This is a genomic window from Candidatus Methylomirabilota bacterium (genome assembly GCA_035260325.1).
GTDB lineage: Bacteria > Methylomirabilota > Methylomirabilia > Rokubacteriales > CSP1-6 > AR19.
Map to the genome: position 1 here is coordinate 1 of DATFVL010000028.1, position 14688 is coordinate 14688.

Sequence of the window (14688 nt, forward strand, 5' to 3'; positions counted from 1 at the left end):
CCTCCCCGGGCGCGTGGAGCTCCGCTTCCTCGAGGCGAACCTGGTGGGCCGGCACGCGCCCGACGCGGAGGACGTGGACGAGGCGATCGAGCAGGTGAAGGCCGCGGCCGCCGGGATCCGGGCGCGCGCGTTCGCGGCGACCCCCTCGTACAACGCGTGCCGCTTCTGCGCCTACAACCAGATCTGCCCGTTCACGGCGACGCGGGAGTAGGCGCGCCGCGCGGAGGGCTGTGAAAGATTTCTTGCAGGGCAGCCTGAGCTTTGAAAGAATTAGTCGTGAATTTTCAAAAGGTGGGCATCATTTGAAAGCCGGCTTACAAAGCTCCGAGACGCCGCGCGGGGGGTACGACGCGTTCGTCCCGGCGCCGCTGCCGCCCAAACTGGCCTACGACGACGAGCTCGTCCTCGCCCTCTCGCGGGCGGACGCGGCGTTGAGCGAGCTGTCGGGTCTCGGACGGCACCTGCCCAACCCCCATCTGCTCATCGCGCCCTACGTCCGGCGGGAAGCCGTGCTGTCCTCGCGGATCGAGGGCACGACGACGACCCTGGCAGAGCTGTTGCTCGAAGAGGTCGCGGAGGGCGCGGCGCGCCGCGACCCGGTCGACATCCGGGAAGTTCGCAATTACGTGACGGCGCTGGAATATGGCGTCACGCGGCTCCGGACCTTGCCCTTGTCGCTCCGGCTCGTCCGTGAGCTGCACGCGCGGCTCATGAAGGGGGTGCGCGGCGAGCACGCGACTCCGGGAGAGTTCCGGCGCACGCAGAACTGGATCGGCGTCGCGCGGAGCACCCCGGAAAGTGCCATCTACGTGCCGCCGCCCCCGGAATTCATGATGGAGGCGCTCGAGGCGTGGGAGCGCTTCCTCCACGAGCGCGGGCGCGTGCCCGACCTCGTCCAGTGCGCGCTCATGCACGAGCAGTTCGAGGCGATCCATCCGTTCCTCGACGGGAACGGCCGGGTGGGACGGCTCCTGATCACGCTGTTCCTCATCGAGCGCGGCCGGTTGTCCCAGCCCCTCCTCTATCTGTCCGCGTACATCGATCAGCATCGGGGGGAGTACTACGGCGGACTCCAGGCCGTTCACACCGACGGCGACTGGAAGGGGTGGATCCGGTTCTTCCTGACCGGCGTCGAGGTGATCGCACAGGATGCGGTCGTGCAGGCCGCGAAGCTGATGGAGCTGCGCGAGCGCTGGCGGGAGCGCCTGGCCGACTATCCGAAGGCCGCGCAGCTGATCGACGCGCTGCTCGTGAATCCGTACATGAGCGTCGCCCGGGCCCAGCGCCTCCTGAAGGTGTCCAACCCGACGGCGCGTCAGCTCGTCGCCCGGCTCGAGAAGCTCGAGCTGCTGACCGAGATCACCGGGCGCGAATGGGGCCGACTCTATCTGGCCCGCCCGATTCTACGCATCATCGAGCAGATGCGCGGGCGCGGTGCTCCACGCGGAAGCGGTTGAGCTGCGGTTCCGTCGACGAGTCAAAAACGTGCCTCGGCGTGCCCGTCCTAGGACTCCATCCGCATGGTCGCCCAGTCTATTTCTCCGGCCACGAATATGTGGCCCCAATGACCGTCCGGTAGGTCTCGTCCAAAGTGGATTGAAGAGCAACGAGCGCCGCAATACGGCGCACCATTTCGGTGACATAGCGCGCCTCAGCGAGGGCTTGGGAGAGGGACAGAGCTAAGGATTCCTTAGGTAGGCGTCACTCCACAGGCGTCCTTGACAGTCCCGGCGCGCGCGCATAGCTTTGGCCTCACCATGGCCGAGCCGGACGTGCAGGACCTCAAGGGGATCGGCGGATGGCTGATCCTCGTGGCGGTCGGGCTCTGTCTCCAGCCCCTGCTCCTGCTCAAGGCGCTCTCGGAAAACGCCACGGCGTTCAAGCCCGACACGTGGGGCGTCCTCACGACGCCCGGCACGTCCGCCTACCATCCGCTCTGGGCGCCGCTGCTCGTCGCCGAGACGGGTGTGAACCTCGTGCTCCTCGCGTGGTCGGGCGTGCTCCTCTACTTCTTCTTCTCGAAGGGGCGTCGCTTCCCACGGATGGTGATCGTCTACATGGGGGTGAGCGTGGCGGCCGTGATCGCCGACCTCGCGGTGGCGAACGCGATCCCCGTCGCGCGGGCGCGGCTCACGGCGAGCGAGTATGGGCAGGTGGCCCGCTCCGTGATCGGCGCCGCGATCTGGATCCCGTACTTCCTGCGCTCGAGGCGGGTCGCCGCGACATTCGTCCACTGACCGTCGCCACGTCGAGTGGCGTCAGAGGGAGGCCTCATGATCCGCATCTCGGTGCTCTATCCCGCCGGTGAAGGCAAGAAGTTCGACTACGACTACTACAAGAACAAGCACATGATCCTCGTCGCCGAGCGCCTCAAGCCATTCGGCCTGATCCGCACGGAGGTGGACCGCGGCATCGCCGGCGGCGCGCCGGGATCGTCGGCACCCTACGTCGCGGTCGGCCACGTCTACTTCACCGCGCTCGACGGATTCCAGAAGGGGATGGGCAAGCACGGCAAGGAGATCATGGCCGACATCCCCAACTACACGAACATCCAGCCCCAGATCCAGATCAACGAGATCATCGGCTAGTGACCGCGCCCTGGGACGTGATCGTGGTCGGCGGCGGCAACGCCGCGATGTCTGCGGCGCTCTCCGCGCGCGAGGCGGGCGCCCGCGTGCTCGTCCTCGAGAAGGCGCCGGAGGCGTGGCGCGGCGGCAACGGCTTCTTCACCGCGGGCGGCTTCCGGTTCGCCTTCAAGAGCTTCGAGGAGCTCGCCGGGCTCGTCGGTGACCTCTCCGAGGAGGAGAAACGCTCGATGGAGGTCGATCCCTACACGGAGGAGCAGTTCTACGACGACCTCATGCGCGTCACCGAGGACTGCGCCGATCCCGATCTGGCCATGCAGCTCGTGCGGGAGTCCCAGCCGACGGTGCGCTGGATGCGCGACCGCGGCGTCCGCTGGATCCCGATGTTCGGCCGGCAGGCGTACAAGGTCGGCGGGCGCTTCCGCTTCTGGGGCGGCCTCGTGCTCGAGGCGGTCGGCGGCGGGCCGGGGCTCATCGACATGGAGTACGCCGCGGCGGCGAAGGCGGGCATCGCCGTGCGCTTCGAGGCGAAGGCGGCGCGCCTCGTCACCGACGACCGCGGCGCCGTCACGGGCGTCGTCGTCCGCACGCCCGCGGGCACCGAGACGCTCGCCGCGCGCGCGGTCGTGCTCGCATCGGGCGGCTTCGAAGCCAACGCCGAGATGCGCACGCGCTACCTCGGCCGCAACTGGGACCTCGCGCGCGTGCGCGGCACGCCCTACAACACGGGCGACGGCATCCGCATGGCGCTCGAGATCGGCGCGCTCCCGTGGGGCCACTGGAGCGGCTGCCACTCCGTCCAGTGGGACCTGAACGCGCCGTGGCACGGCGACCGGAAGGTCGGCGACAACTTCCAGAAGCACTCGTACCCGCTGGGAATCATCGTCAACCTCCGCGGCGAGCGCTTCGTGGACGAGGGCGCCGACTTCCGCAACTACACCTACGTGAAGTACGGGCGCGCCGTCATCGAGCAGCCGCGGCGCACCGCCTTCCAGGTCTTCGACCAGAAGGTGCTCGCCCTCCTGCGCGAGGAGTACCGGATCCGCGAGGTCACGAAGGCCGAGGACGCGACGCTCGAGGGGCTCGCGAAGAAGCTCGAGATCGACGTCGAGGGCTTCGTGCGCACGGTGACGGCGTTCAACGCCGCCGTCCAGCCGGGGACCTTCAACCCCGCGGTGAAGGACGGCAAGGGCACGCGCGGGATCACGCCGCCGAAGTCGAACTGGGCGCAGCCGCTCGACGCGCCGCCCTTCGTCGGCTACGCCGTCACGACGGGCATCACGTTCACGTTCGGCGGGCTCAAGATCACCCTCGACGGCCAGGTGATCGACTGCGAGCAGCGCCCGATCCCCGGCCTCTACGCCGCGGGCGAGCTGGTCGGCGGGCTCTTCTACCACAACTACCCGGGCGGCGCCGGCCTCATGGCCGGCGCGGTCTTCGGCCGCGTCGCCGGGCGCTCCGCCGCGCGCCGCGGGGCCTAAGACGTCGCGGACGGCCAGATCGAGGGAAGCGTGAGGCCGGTGAAGGGCTCGGCGACGATGAGCGGGTCGCCGGTGGCCCGCGCCCCCAGCTCGTAGGCTCCGCCCGCGAGCCCGTACATCTCGATCGCCCGGGCGTCCGGGTCCACGATCCAGTAGCAGGGCACGCCGAACCGCGCGTACAGCTCGCGCTTGGTGTGGCGATCGGTCTGCGCCGTGGAAGGCGAGACGATCTCGACGACGAGCGTCGGCGCGCCCTCGATGCCGCGGGCGCTGACGCGCTCGCGCCGGTCGCGGGCGACGAAGACGAGGTCCGGCTGGACGATGGTCGTGTCGCTCAGGATCACGTCAACCGGTGCCGCGAAGAGCTGGCCGAGGGCGCCGGCCCGAACGTGGGTGGCAAGCGCCACCGACAGATTCATGCTCACGGTCTGGTGCTGGGTTCCCGGTGCCGGCGTCACGCATAGCTCCCCATCGAGGATCTGGTAGCGCCGGCCGTCGTCCGGCAGCGCCGCGTAATCCTTGTAGGTGAGCGCGACCCGATTCATCGCAAAGCCTCGGCTCGATTCTAGCGCCCACGCGCATGCGTGTCAGCGCCCAATGATGGATACACATCGGGAGCTACCTCGGTGTCTCACTCCGCCCACGGCTCGGCCCGTCGCACCGCCCGCACCGCCGGCTCGGCGGCGTCGAGGAACCACGCCGGCAGGAGCGCCCGGTAACGCTGGAGGAAGCGCTCGAACTGTGTGTCGAGGACGTAGGTGACGCCGTGGTCGGCCGCGTGGCGGCACGAGCGCCCGTAGGCCTGGACGAGCGCCTTCGCCGTCTCGATCGCGTACCAGCGCGGATCGCGCTGCTCGCGCGCACGCGTCCACGGGTCGCCGAGGTCGGGGAACGGGAGCTTCGTGACGATCTGGAAGCGGAGGAAGTCGTCGGGCAGGTCCACGCCCTCGCGGAGCGACGGCGAGACGAGCACGGTCGGGAGCGGCGAGGCGCGGTGCTGCTCGAGCGCCCGCGCCTTCGCCTCCGCCGATGCCACCCAGATGAGCCGCCGCGCCGCGAGCGGAGCCCGCGCGGCCAGATCGCGGACGAGGCGCTCGCCCGCCGCGTACGAGGGCGCGTGGATCAGGCCCTTCTCACCGGGGTGGGCGGCGAGGAGCGCCGCCACCTCAGCGAAGAGCGCGGGCTCGAGCGCGGCGAGGCTCGCCCGCGAGAGGGCGCCGACGGGCCGGTAGACGATCCGGCGCTGCTCGAGCGCGAAGGGCGATGGGCTCGCGAAGACCCGGAGGCCGTCTTCCGCGAGGCCGAAGCACTCGGCGACGACGGCGCGGTGGCCGAGGTAGGCGGAGGAGAGGACCGTCAGCTCCGCGGTCTCAGCGAGGAGCGCCTGCGCCATCGGCGCGACGGACAGCGGGACGAGCTCGAGCGTCGCCGCCGGGTCCATGGGGTAGCGCACGACCCACTCCTGGTCCTCCGCGTCCACGAAGAAGCGGAGGCGGGCGAGCGCCCCCTCGAGCTCGTCGCGCTGCGCGAGCAGCTCCTGCTCGGCCCGCGAGGGCGGCGCCTTCAAGAACGCATCCGCCGCGAGCTCCGGCGGCGTCAACGCCTCGAGCTCTCGGCCGATCGCCTCGCGCCGCGCCTCGAGATGTTCGAGGTGCTCGGCCATCACGGGGCGGTAGGCGTCCGCGGAGGCGAGCCGCGGCAGCGGGGCGCCGAACCAGGCGCGCATCTGCTCGGCAGAAAAGGCGACGGTGAAGACCGAGACGAGCTGGGACTCGAGGTTGTGTGCCTCGTCGACGACGAGCAGGCGGCGCTTCCTGAGCTGCTCCGCGTGCCAGTGGCGGAGCGTCGCGAAGTAGGCCGTGTTGGTGCAGAAGATCGGCCCGTTGAGCGCCGCGGTCTTCGCGCGCACGTACGGGCACTGGCAGAGCGGCCCCCGCGGGCGGCGGCACAGGCCGCGCGAGGTCGGCACGCGCGCGCCGGGGAAGTGGTCGCACGCGTAGTTGTCGCGGCCCTTCACGATCTGGAGCTCGCCGCCGAACTCCCGCTCGTACTGATCCTGGAGCAGCTTCTGCGAGGTCAGGAGGTACGCGTCGCCGCTCCAGCGGGCGAGCGTCATCGCGACGTGGCTCTTGCCGACGCCGGGCGGGCCCTCGACGAGGAACACGCGGGGCGCCGCCGGGTCGTCGAGCGCCTCCGCGATCGCGTCCTCGAGGGCGCTGAGGAGCCGCGCCTGCTCGGGCCGGGGCGTGGCGCCGGCCGGAAAGTGGGTGAGGAGGTCGAGCGCGCCGCTCACTCGTCCACGAGGAGCTTCTGGAGCTCGGCGCGCGTGCGGCGGCGCTCCTCGAGGAGCGCGTTGATTCGCTGGATCGCCTCCGCGTAGCCGGTCACCTCCTGGCGGTCGCGCGCGTCGAGGAAGTCGAGCAGCGTCAGCGAGCTCTGCGCGTAGCTCCGTCGCGCCTGGCGGACCCGCGGGAGGAAGACCGGCCGGAGCTCGGCGCCGGCCGCGCCGTACTGGGCCTCGGCCCGCTGGAGCTCGGCGATCGCCTGCTGGCGCGCGTCGCGCAGGGCCACGTACCGCTCGGCGGCGGGCGGGTCGCTGCGCCGGAGCGCCTCGACGAAGGAGCGCTCGGCGTCGTCGGCGCCGCCCGGTTGCGCCGTGGCGGCGGGCGGCGCGGCCAGCACGGACGCGAGCACGGCCGCGCCGAGGAGAATCCGGCTCACGAGCGAGGTCCTCCGGATCGCGGGATGCGGGCGAGTGGATGGTACCACGCGCGGCGTATCATGAGCGCGTGCCTCCCGAGCGGACGCGCCCGGTGCTGCAGTACTCGGCCGGCGGGCTCGTCGTGGACGCGGACGGCCGGATCCTCCTGATCCGCGCGCGCGACCTCCGCGACCGCCCCGTGTGGACGCTGCCCAAGGGCACGCTCTCGCCCGGCGAGTCGAGCGCGGACGCCGCGCTCCGCGAGGTCCGCGAGGAGACGGGCTGGCGGTGTGAGATCGTCCGCGAGCTCGAGGACGTGACCTATTGGTTCCAGCGCGACGGCCGGCGCGTCCGGAAGTCCGTGCGCTGGTTCCTCATGCGGCCGCTCGAGCAGGCCGGCGAGCACGACCACGAGGTGGACGAGGTCTCGTGGGTGACGCGCGCCGAGGCCCTCGACCGGCTGCGCTACGAGTCGGATCGCCGCCTGGTCGAGGCGCTCGCTTAGGGGGCCGGGAAGAGGCGGTCGCCGTTCTTGAACGCGATCAGCTCGGCGACCTCCGGCGGGAGCTGGCGGAGCCAGACCTGCACGTCGCGCATGTAGTCGCCGACGACCTCCCAGCGCGACGTCACCCAGGTGTCGGTGCCCACCATGAAGCGGTCCGGGTGGCGCAGGAAGACCGCGCGCCACTCGGGATCGAGAACGCCTCCGGGCGCGACGTCGGTGCGGAGCGCCAGCTCCACCCAGAGCTTCGGGAACCGGTCGAGAAGCGCCGCCACCGCCTTCGGCCCCGCCGACATGCCCGCGTGGGCCCAGAGGAAGCGCACCGTCGGATAACGCGTGAGGAGCCGCTCGATCGCGACGTCGTCCACGTGGGCCTGGAGGAACAGATCGCGCGCGGCCGCGAGCTCCGCGATGCGCCTGACGACGGGCGCGTCGACCTCCGCCGCGCCCAGGTGGAACTCGCCGATCCCGCGGTAGACGCCCCGCTTGAGCCGCTCTTCCACGTACGCGGCGACCGCCGGGTCGCGCGCCCAGCCCGCCATGTCCTCGCGCGTGCGATAGGGGCGGAGGAAGGGCACGATGCTCTCCGGCGCGCGCTCGTAGAGCTTGAGCGTCCCGTCGTCCGGCGTGCTCGAGACGATCGCGCGGCGCACGCCGGCCCGCGCCAGGATCGACAGCGCGCGCTCCGGCGGGTACCCGTCCCAGTCGGGCCGGCTGTAGTGGATGTGGGCGTCGAAGATCGGGAGCTGCGCCGCGGCCGGGAGCGGCGCCGTGGCGAGGAGCGCGGCGGTGAGCGCGAGGGCCGCTCGCAGGATCATCGCCGGCATCCTACCACCTTCCTTCGCCGGCGCCGCCGCACTAGGCCGCCGCGTCCGGCCGGCAGACGCGGCACGGCCGGTAGCCCACGCTCCGCGCGTCGGGGATCGAGGCGAAGACCACGCGGTTCGGCTCGGCGACGCGCTGCTCGTGCGCGCAGCCGCGCCGGCAGACGATGCGCGTGGACGTGCACCCGACGAGCGCCGGCGTCGCGCGCTCGAGCGCGAGCAGCTGCGTCTTCATGCGCCCGCCGAACGCGTAGTGGCCCCACGAGCCGTCGCCCCGGATCACCCGGTGGCAGGGGACGATGATCGGGACGGGATTCGCGCCGAGCGCGTTGCCGACGGCGCGCGCCGCGCGCGGCCGCCCGATGCGGCGCGCGAGCTCCGCGTACGACTCCGTCTCGCCGAACGGGATCCGCCGCGCCTCGGCGAGCACCCGCGCCTGGAAGGGCGCCACGCCCGCGAGGTCCACCGCCACGAAGAAGAACGCGCGGCGCCCCGCGAGGTACTCGCCGAGCTCCTCCTGCGCCTGCGCGGCGTGCCGTTGAGCGCGCGCCGACGCGGCGGCGACCCCGCGCCCGGGATAGAGCCGCAGCACGCCGCGGTCGGTCGCCTCGATCCGGAAGCGCCCGGCCAGCGCCTCGAGCGTCGGCGGCCCGCCCGCGAGCCGCCCGACGAGGCGGCGCGCCAGACCGCGGGGCGCCGCGGTGTCAGCGAAGAACTCCCTGAGTGCCGTGTCCATTCGGTCCATCCTTTCCAGTCTCCTCTAGTCTCCCAGCGCCGTCCGGAGAATCGCCTTGCCCCGCGCGAGCTGGCTCTTCACGGTGTTGACGGAGATCCCCCGGATCTTCGCCAGCTCGCGGTACGAGAGGCCGTTCACGTAGTGGAGCGCCAGCAGGAGCCGCGCCTCGCGCGGCACCCGGTCGAGCGCCCGCGCGAGGTCCACGGGCTCGACGCGCGGCGCCCGCCGCGCGTCCCCGGTGGGGAGGGGCTCGGGCAGGGGGCGCCGCCGACGCAACTCGTCGATGCAGACGTTCGAGAGCACGCGGTAGAGCCACGTGGAGACCGCCCACCGCGGCGCGTACGACGCGCGCGCGGCGAACGCCTTCAGGAGGGCGCGCTGGACGGCGTCCTCGGCGTCGGCGCGGTTGCCGAGCAGGCGGTACGCGACGGCGTAGAGCCGGCCGGCGTACGCCTCCGCGTGGCGGGTGAACGTCGCCTCATCCATCTCACACAGGTATACGTCCGGGGCGGAGGGAATGGGTGGAAGAGTCGCCGCGCGTGTGCAAGACTCTCGACGCCCGAGCGCTTCGGCCGGCACGGGGAGGTGTCACCCATGAGCAAGCGTCAGGACGGAGCCCTCACTCGACGTGGGTTCCTCATCGCCACCGGCGTCGCCGCGCTGGGCGCCGGCCTCCGGGGCGGCGCATCGGCTCAGCCGCCCCCGGCGCCGATCGCCGGCAAGGAGAAACTGATCGTCAGGAGCGGCCGCCCCGTGAATCTGGAGGCGCGGCTCGCGGACCTGAAGGATTACTACACGCCCGAAGAGCTCTTCTACGTCCGGAACAACTACGACGCGGCGCCGATCGATCCGGCGCAGTGGTCCCTGAAGATCGAGGGCGAGGTGGGCAACCCCGTCGTCCTCGGTCTCGCCGACCTCCGGAAGCTCCCGATGCTCACCCAGGACGTCACGCTCGAGTGCGCCGGCAATGGTCGATCGTTCCACAGGCCGCGCGCCTCCGGCATCCAGTGGGAGCACGGGGCGGTCGGCAACGCGGCGTGGAAGGGCGTGCGCCTGGCGGACGTGCTGGCGCTGGCGACGCCAACGGCGTCGGCGCAGCACGTCGCCTTCGACGGCGCGGACACGCCGCCGACGCCCCAGGCCCCAGACTTCATCCGGAGCGTTCCGATGTGGAAGGCCCTCGAGCGCCACACGATGATCGCGCTCGAGATGGGGGGCAAGCCGATCCCGCATCTCCACGGCGGGCCGGCCCGCGTGGTGGTGCCGGGCTTCGTCGGTTCGGCGTCCATCAAGTGGCTCGAGCGCATCATGCTCCTCACCGAGGAGTTCAACGGCTTCTACATGAAGTCGAACTACACGGCACCGCGCGCCGACAACGACAAGGAGATCTACTCGCTCCAGTCCCTCGAGGTGAAGTCGGTGATCGTCGGGCCGGCCGACGGCGCGAGGCTCCCGGCCGGACGCACGCCGGTCTGGGGCTGGGCGTGGAGCGGCGAGGGCGAGCTCACCGGCCTCGACGTCTCGACCGATGGCGGCCAGACCTGGACGCCGGGAAAGTTCACCGGGCCCTGGGGCCGCTACTCCTGGCGGAAGTGGGAACACGAGTGGGACGCGAAGGCGGGGACCCACACCGTCATGGCGCGCGCGACGGACAGTCTGGGACGGGTCCAGCCGACGACCCGCGCGTTCAACCGGCTCGGCTACCGCTGGAACGTGATCCACGCGGTCAAGGTCGATGTGGCGTAGCGCCGCGCTGGCGACCGTCCTGGCGCTCGTGGCCGGGGCGGCTGCGTCGCGCCCGCCCGGCGCCGCCGCGCAGAATCCGCCGATCCCGCAGACACCGGGCTGGGAGCTGATCATGCGCTGCGTGATCTGTCACAGCGTCGAGATCGCGGTCCAGCAGCGCTTCGGGCCGCAGGGCTGGTCGGACACGCTCGACCGCATGATCAAGTACGGCGCGCCCATCCCGGCGGAGGACAAGCAGAAGCTGCTCGTCTACCTGCTCCGGCACTACCGAGACCCCGACGGCCGCTGACTTCCGGCCGAGGGTCGTCCACGCGGGGTGGCGTCGCGATCGTGGGCGGGCGGCGCCGCTGATACGATAGAATCCGTGGGTAAGTCGCCGGCGGCGCCGCCGTCGGATACGCCTGGAGAGCAAGCGTGAGAGCTCGGGTCCTCGCCGTCGTCCTCGTCCTCGTGCTGGCGCTCTGCGCGCCCCCCGCCTCCGCCCAGTCCGGGACGCTCGCGCTCACCTCGGCCGTCGCTGGGGTCGAGGTATGGGTCGACGAGCAGCGCGTCGGCGAGCTCACGCCGGACGCCCCGCTCGTCATCCCGAACCTCTCCACCGGCTCGCACCGGGTCGTCGCGAAGAGGGGCACCCGCACCTGGGAACGCGCCGTCCCGGTCACGGCCGACGAGCGCACGAGCGTCGAGATCCAGATCGACCTGACGGGACAGGCGCCCGCGCTCGCGCGCCTGACCGAGGTCGCTTCCCTCGTGGACTCGATGTACGTGGTCGCGCCCGACTTCGACCAGTTCCGGCTCGGCGCGCTCCGCGGCCTCGAGAAGCTCCTGCCCGAGGGATCGCTCGCCGTCGTCACCACGGCCGAGGGCACCGCGATCACCTACCGCGGCCCGCCGCCCGGGGGCAACACGCGCATCCTCTTCGCGGCGCCGGCGGAGCGCGAGACCGTGCTGCGCGACCTCGTCTTCGTCGCGGGCCTCGCCCGCGAGGCCGCGCCGGCCGTCCAGCTCGGGGCGCTCGAGCAGACGCTGCTCCAGGGAGGGCTCGGCGCCCTCGACGTCCACTCCGCGTTCCTCAACCGGGACACCTACCGGGACATGCAGGTCGACATCAGCGGCACGTTCGTCGGCATCGGCATCGAGCTGACGCGCAAGGACGAGGCGCTGAGCGTGCTCGCGCCCATCGAGGGCACGCCCGCCCACCGGGCGGGGCTCCAGACGGGGGACCAGATCGTCAGCATCGACGGGACCTCCGCCGCCGGCATGGCGTTGCCCGACGCGGTCAAGCGCATCCGGGGCCGGGCGGGCACCAAGGTGACGCTCGGGATCCTGCGCGAGGGCTGGGACGCGCCGCGCGATTTCGAGATCACGCGCGAGCAGATCCGCGTGCACTCGGTGCAGAGCCGCGAGCTCGAGCCCGGGATCGGTTACGTGCGGATCCGCCAGTTTCAGGAGAAGACCGCGGCCGACCTCGAGGACGCGCTCGCCGGCTGGAAGAGCGGCGCGCTCCAGGGCCTCGTGCTCGACCTCCGGAACAATCCCGGAGGGCTGCTCACGGCCGCCGTGGGCGTGGCCCAGAAGTTCCTCGACCAGGGGCGGCTCGTCGTCTACACGCAGGGGCGGGTCAAGAACCAGAACGCGCGCCTCATGGCGAACGGCAAGCGCGCGTACACGGACTTTCCGATCGCGGTGCTCGTCAACGGCGGCAGCGCCTCGGCGTCGGAGATCGTCGCGGGCGCGCTCCAGGACTGGGGACGGGCCGTGCTGGTCGGCAACAGGACGTTCGGCAAGGGCTCCGTGCAGACGATTATTCCGCTCTCCGATGGCACCGGGCTCCGGCTGACCACGGCGCGTTACTACACGCCGAAGGGCCGCTCCATCGACGGCACCGGCCTCGAGCCCGAGACCATCGTGGCCGCCGGCGACGCCGCGGGGCAGGCGACCGCGGCGGATCCCCAGCTCCAGCAAGCGCTCGCGGAGCTGCGGACGCGGATCGCCGAGCATCAGGGCCGCTGAGGAGGCTCGCCGCATGAACTACCGTCCGGTCGAGGGCTGGGGGCGCCTGCCCGAGGGCTGGTCCTTCGTCGAGGCCACGAGCGTGGCCGTGGGCCCGAAGGACGACGTGTACGTGTTCAACCGGGGCGCGCACCCGGTCATCGTGTTCGACCGCGACGGGAAATTCCTCCGGTCCTGGGGTGAGGGCGTCTTCCGCCGCGCGCACGGCATCACGATCGGCCCCGACGGAACGCTCTGGCTCACGGACGACCTGCACCACACGATCCGCCAGTTCACGCCCGACGGGAAGCTGCTCCTCACGCTCGGCGATCCCGACAAGCCCGCGACGCTCCACGGCGGCAAGCCCTTCAACCGCCCCACCCACGTTGCGCTGGACCCGAAGACGGGCGACGTCTACGTCTCCGACGGCTACGGCAACTCGCGCGTGCACAAGTTCGACCCGAAGGGCCGGCACCTCGTCTCCTGGGGCGAGCCGGGCACGGACCCGGGGTGCTTCAACATCCCGCACAACATCGCGACCGACGCCGAGGGCCGCGTGTACGTCGCCGACCGCGAGAACCACCGCGTGCAGGTCTTCGACGGCCGCGGCCAGTACCTCACGCAGCTCAACAATCTCCACCGTCCCTGCGGGCTCTTCTGCGACCGGCGGAACGGCGGCGTGCTCTACGTCGGCGAGCTGCCGTCGCACCTCGCGGTGAACACGGAGGTGCCGAACCTCGGCGCCCGCGTGAGCGTGCTCACGCTCAAGGGCGACCTCCTCGGCCGTGTCGGCGGCCGGTTCGCCGGCGAGAAGCCGGGCGAGTTCGTGGCGCCGCACGGATGCGTCGTGGACTCGCGCGGCGACCTCTACGTCGCCGAGGTGTCGTGGACGGCCGTCGGCAAGAGCCTGACCCCGCCGCGCGAGCTCCGGTCGCTCCAGAAGTTCACGCGCGCATGAGCGGGATGGGCGATCGCCTGCTGGACGCGCTCGCGCGCTCGGCGGCGCGCCTGTACGGCGGCGAGGCGGTCTCGGAGCTCGAGCACGCGCTCCAGTGCGCGGACCTCGCGCGCGCGGCCGGCGCCGACGAGGAGCTCCAGCTCGCGTGCCTGCTGCACGACGTCGGCCGCTACGCGGTGGACCCGTCGCTCGTCGCGGACACGACGGAGCCGCGGCGGGCCGGGCCGGGGGCACGCGGGCACCACGAGGTCGGCGCCGAGCTGATCGCGCCCTGGGTGCCGCCGCGCGTGGCGTGGTGCGTGCGGATGCACGCCGACGCCAAGCGCTATCTCTGCGCGACGGAGCCGGGGTACTACGATCGCCTCTCGCCGCCCTCGCGGCACACGCTCCGCCTGCAGGGCGGTGTGATGACGCCCGCCGAGGTCGCGCGGCTCGCCGGCCACCCCTGGCTTCCCGACGCGCTCGGGCTCCGGCGCTGGGACGATCAGGCGAAGGTCCCGGGCCGGGCCACGGGACCGCTCGAGGCGTGGGCGCCGCTCCTCGGGCGCTACTTCGGGCGCTGAGCCGGGACGCTCGCGATGGCGGTGCTGAGCGACGCGGACGTCCAGGCCGAGCTCGCGCGGACGCCCGGGTGGACACGGAGCGGCAAGACGATCGAGAAGACCTACCGGTTCCGGGACTTCAAGGAGGCGATGTTCTTCGTGAACGGCGTCGCGGCCCTCGCCGAGCGCGCCGGGCATCACCCCGACGTCGCGATCCACTACAACGCGGTGACGCTCTCGCTCTGGACCCACTCCGCAGGCGGGCTCACCGCCAAGGACTTCGCCCTCGCGCGCGGGCTCGACGCTGCGCTCGCGTGAGCCTCACTGCCAGCCGATGACGTCGTAGCCGCGGTCGCGCAGGCCGCGGTCCACGGGGCGGCGTTCCATTTGCGCGGCCGATGGTACACTCCGCCGCGATGCTCGTGCCCGAGCCCTTGCCCGAGATCTTTCGTGAGCGCTTCGCCGGGCTCGAGGAGCAGCGCCTCGAGGGGCGCCCCGACGAGGTTTACACGCGCTGCTTCGGCTGCGGTCCGGCGCATCCGAGCGGCCTGCGCGTGCGCTGCTTCAAGGTGGAAGGCGGCGTCGTCTCGCCCATCCTGATCGACCGCCGCTACGAGGGCC

19 protein-coding genes are annotated in these 14688 nt (G+C 71.9%); 13 read left to right on the forward strand and 6 right to left on the reverse strand.

What is annotated here, in order from left to right; genetic code table 11:
* The 5 genes from VKG64_01855 to tcuA form a co-directional block, all read left to right on the forward strand.
* On the forward strand, nt 1-211 hold a 211-nt coding region (locus VKG64_01855), incomplete at its 5' end, for a PD-(D/E)XK nuclease family protein (GenBank protein HKB23771.1).
* 91 nt (nt 212-302) lie between these two features.
* A complete protein-coding gene (locus VKG64_01860) occupies nt 303-1457 on the forward strand; it encodes a Fic family protein (GenBank protein HKB23772.1) in 1155 nt (384 codons plus the stop codon).
* Nucleotides 1458-1757: 300 nt separating this feature from the next.
* Nucleotides 1758-2237 carry a DUF2569 domain-containing protein gene (locus VKG64_01865; GenBank protein HKB23773.1) on the forward strand — a complete coding sequence of 160 codons (480 nt, stop codon included), beginning with the start codon at nt 1758-1760 and terminating at the stop codon, nt 2235-2237.
* A gap of 36 nt (nt 2238-2273) precedes the next feature.
* Nucleotides 2274-2588 (forward strand): EthD family reductase, encoded by a 315-nt coding sequence (locus VKG64_01870; GenBank protein ID HKB23774.1) that lies wholly within the window; start codon nt 2274-2276, stop codon nt 2586-2588.
* On the forward strand, nt 2588-4066 hold the full coding sequence (gene tcuA / locus VKG64_01875) for an FAD-dependent tricarballylate dehydrogenase TcuA (protein ID HKB23775.1): 1479 nt from the start codon (nt 2588-2590) through the stop codon (nt 4064-4066). The genes VKG64_01870 and tcuA overlap by 1 nt, the downstream gene beginning before the upstream one ends.
* Here tcuA and VKG64_01880 read toward each other — a convergent pair.
* The 3 genes from VKG64_01880 to VKG64_01890 form a co-directional block, all read right to left on the reverse strand.
* On the reverse strand, nt 4063-4611 hold the full coding sequence (locus VKG64_01880) for a Uma2 family endonuclease (protein ID HKB23776.1): 549 nt from the start codon (nt 4609-4611) through the stop codon (nt 4063-4065). The two genes, tcuA and VKG64_01880, sit on opposite strands and share 4 nt — an antisense overlap.
* 86 nt (nt 4612-4697) lie before the next feature.
* Complete coding sequence (locus VKG64_01885; GenBank protein HKB23777.1) at nt 4698-6359, reverse strand: helicase C-terminal domain-containing protein; 1662 nt, start codon at nt 6357-6359, stop codon at nt 4698-4700.
* A complete protein-coding gene (locus tag VKG64_01890) occupies nt 6356-6787 on the reverse strand; it encodes a hypothetical protein (GenBank protein ID HKB23778.1) in 432 nt (143 codons plus the stop codon). The genes VKG64_01885 and VKG64_01890 overlap by 4 nt, the downstream gene beginning before the upstream one ends.
* Before the next feature lie 68 nt (nt 6788-6855).
* On the opposite strand from VKG64_01890, the gene VKG64_01895 reads away from it, so the two are divergent.
* Complete coding sequence (locus tag VKG64_01895) at nt 6856-7272, forward strand: NUDIX hydrolase (GenBank protein HKB23779.1); 417 nt, start codon at nt 6856-6858, stop codon at nt 7270-7272.
* Here VKG64_01895 and VKG64_01900 read toward each other — a convergent pair.
* The 3 genes from VKG64_01900 to VKG64_01910 are packed head-to-tail and all read right to left on the reverse strand — an operon-like array spanning nt 7269 to nt 9315.
* Nucleotides 7269-8087, reverse strand: a complete 819-nt coding sequence (locus VKG64_01900) for an amidohydrolase family protein (GenBank protein HKB23780.1) — start codon at nt 8085-8087, stop codon at nt 7269-7271. The genes VKG64_01895 and VKG64_01900 overlap by 4 nt on opposite strands.
* Nucleotides 8088-8127: 40 nt before the next feature.
* Nucleotides 8128-8838, reverse strand: coding sequence for a methylated-DNA--[protein]-cysteine S-methyltransferase (locus VKG64_01905; protein HKB23781.1), 711 nt, complete (start codon nt 8836-8838; stop codon nt 8128-8130).
* Nucleotides 8839-8853: 15 nt separating this feature from the next.
* A complete protein-coding gene (locus tag VKG64_01910) occupies nt 8854-9315 on the reverse strand; it encodes a sigma-70 family RNA polymerase sigma factor (protein ID HKB23782.1) in 462 nt (153 codons plus the stop codon).
* Nucleotides 9316-9423: 108 nt separating this feature from the next.
* Between VKG64_01910 and VKG64_01915 the strand changes: the two genes are divergently transcribed.
* From VKG64_01915 to VKG64_01945, 7 genes are all read left to right on the forward strand, one after another.
* The gene (locus VKG64_01915) at nt 9424-10575 is read left to right on the forward strand and encodes a sulfite oxidase (protein HKB23783.1); all 1152 of its coding nucleotides are present in this window, start codon (nt 9424-9426) and stop codon (nt 10573-10575) included.
* Nucleotides 10565-10864: a hypothetical protein gene (locus VKG64_01920; GenBank protein HKB23784.1), complete on the forward strand. Its 300-nt coding sequence runs from the start codon at nt 10565-10567 to the stop codon at nt 10862-10864. Before VKG64_01915 ends, VKG64_01920 begins: the two co-directional genes overlap by 11 nt.
* Nucleotides 10865-10989: 125 nt before the next feature.
* A complete protein-coding gene (locus VKG64_01925) occupies nt 10990-12588 on the forward strand; it encodes a S41 family peptidase (protein HKB23785.1) in 1599 nt (532 codons plus the stop codon).
* Between the two features lie 13 nt (nt 12589-12601).
* Nucleotides 12602-13525 (forward strand): peptidyl-alpha-hydroxyglycine alpha-amidating lyase family protein, encoded by a 924-nt coding sequence (locus VKG64_01930; protein ID HKB23786.1) that lies wholly within the window; start codon nt 12602-12604, stop codon nt 13523-13525.
* On the forward strand, nt 13522-14088 hold the full coding sequence (locus VKG64_01935) for an HD domain-containing protein (GenBank protein ID HKB23787.1): 567 nt from the start codon (nt 13522-13524) through the stop codon (nt 14086-14088). The genes VKG64_01930 and VKG64_01935 overlap by 4 nt, the downstream gene beginning before the upstream one ends.
* A 15-nt stretch (nt 14089-14103) precedes the next feature.
* Nucleotides 14104-14385, forward strand: coding sequence for a 4a-hydroxytetrahydrobiopterin dehydratase (locus tag VKG64_01940; GenBank protein HKB23788.1), 282 nt, complete (start codon nt 14104-14106; stop codon nt 14383-14385).
* 80 nt (nt 14386-14465) lie between these two features.
* Nucleotides 14466-14688 (forward strand): hypothetical protein (locus tag VKG64_01945; GenBank protein HKB23789.1); only part of this gene is annotated, 223 nt, incomplete at its 3' end.

Excerpts from the sequence above, each read along its gene's own strand:
- VKG64_01920 (HKB23784.1), top strand. The coding sequence starts at position 10,565 with ATGTGGCGTAGCGCCGCGCTGGCGACCGTCCTGGCGCTCGTGGCCGGG.
- VKG64_01900 (HKB23780.1), bottom strand. The coding sequence starts at position 8,087 with ATGATCCTGCGAGCGGCCCTCGCGCTCACCGCCGCGCTCCTCGCCACG.
- VKG64_01940 (HKB23788.1), top strand. The coding sequence starts at position 14,104 with ATGGCGGTGCTGAGCGACGCGGACGTCCAGGCCGAGCTCGCGCGGACG.
- VKG64_01935 (HKB23787.1), top strand. The coding sequence starts at position 13,522 with ATGAGCGGGATGGGCGATCGCCTGCTGGACGCGCTCGCGCGCTCGGCG.
- VKG64_01910 (HKB23782.1), bottom strand. The coding sequence starts at position 9,315 with ATGGATGAGGCGACGTTCACCCGCCACGCGGAGGCGTACGCCGGCCGG.
- VKG64_01865 (HKB23773.1), top strand. The coding sequence starts at position 1,758 with ATGGCCGAGCCGGACGTGCAGGACCTCAAGGGGATCGGCGGATGGCTG.
- VKG64_01880 (HKB23776.1), bottom strand. The coding sequence starts at position 4,611 with ATGAATCGGGTCGCGCTCACCTACAAGGATTACGCGGCGCTGCCGGAC.
- VKG64_01915 (HKB23783.1), top strand. The coding sequence starts at position 9,424 with ATGAGCAAGCGTCAGGACGGAGCCCTCACTCGACGTGGGTTCCTCATC.
- VKG64_01905 (HKB23781.1), bottom strand. The coding sequence starts at position 8,838 with ATGGACCGAATGGACACGGCACTCAGGGAGTTCTTCGCTGACACCGCG.
- VKG64_01870 (HKB23774.1), top strand. The coding sequence starts at position 2,274 with ATGATCCGCATCTCGGTGCTCTATCCCGCCGGTGAAGGCAAGAAGTTC.
- VKG64_01930 (HKB23786.1), top strand. The coding sequence starts at position 12,602 with ATGAACTACCGTCCGGTCGAGGGCTGGGGGCGCCTGCCCGAGGGCTGG.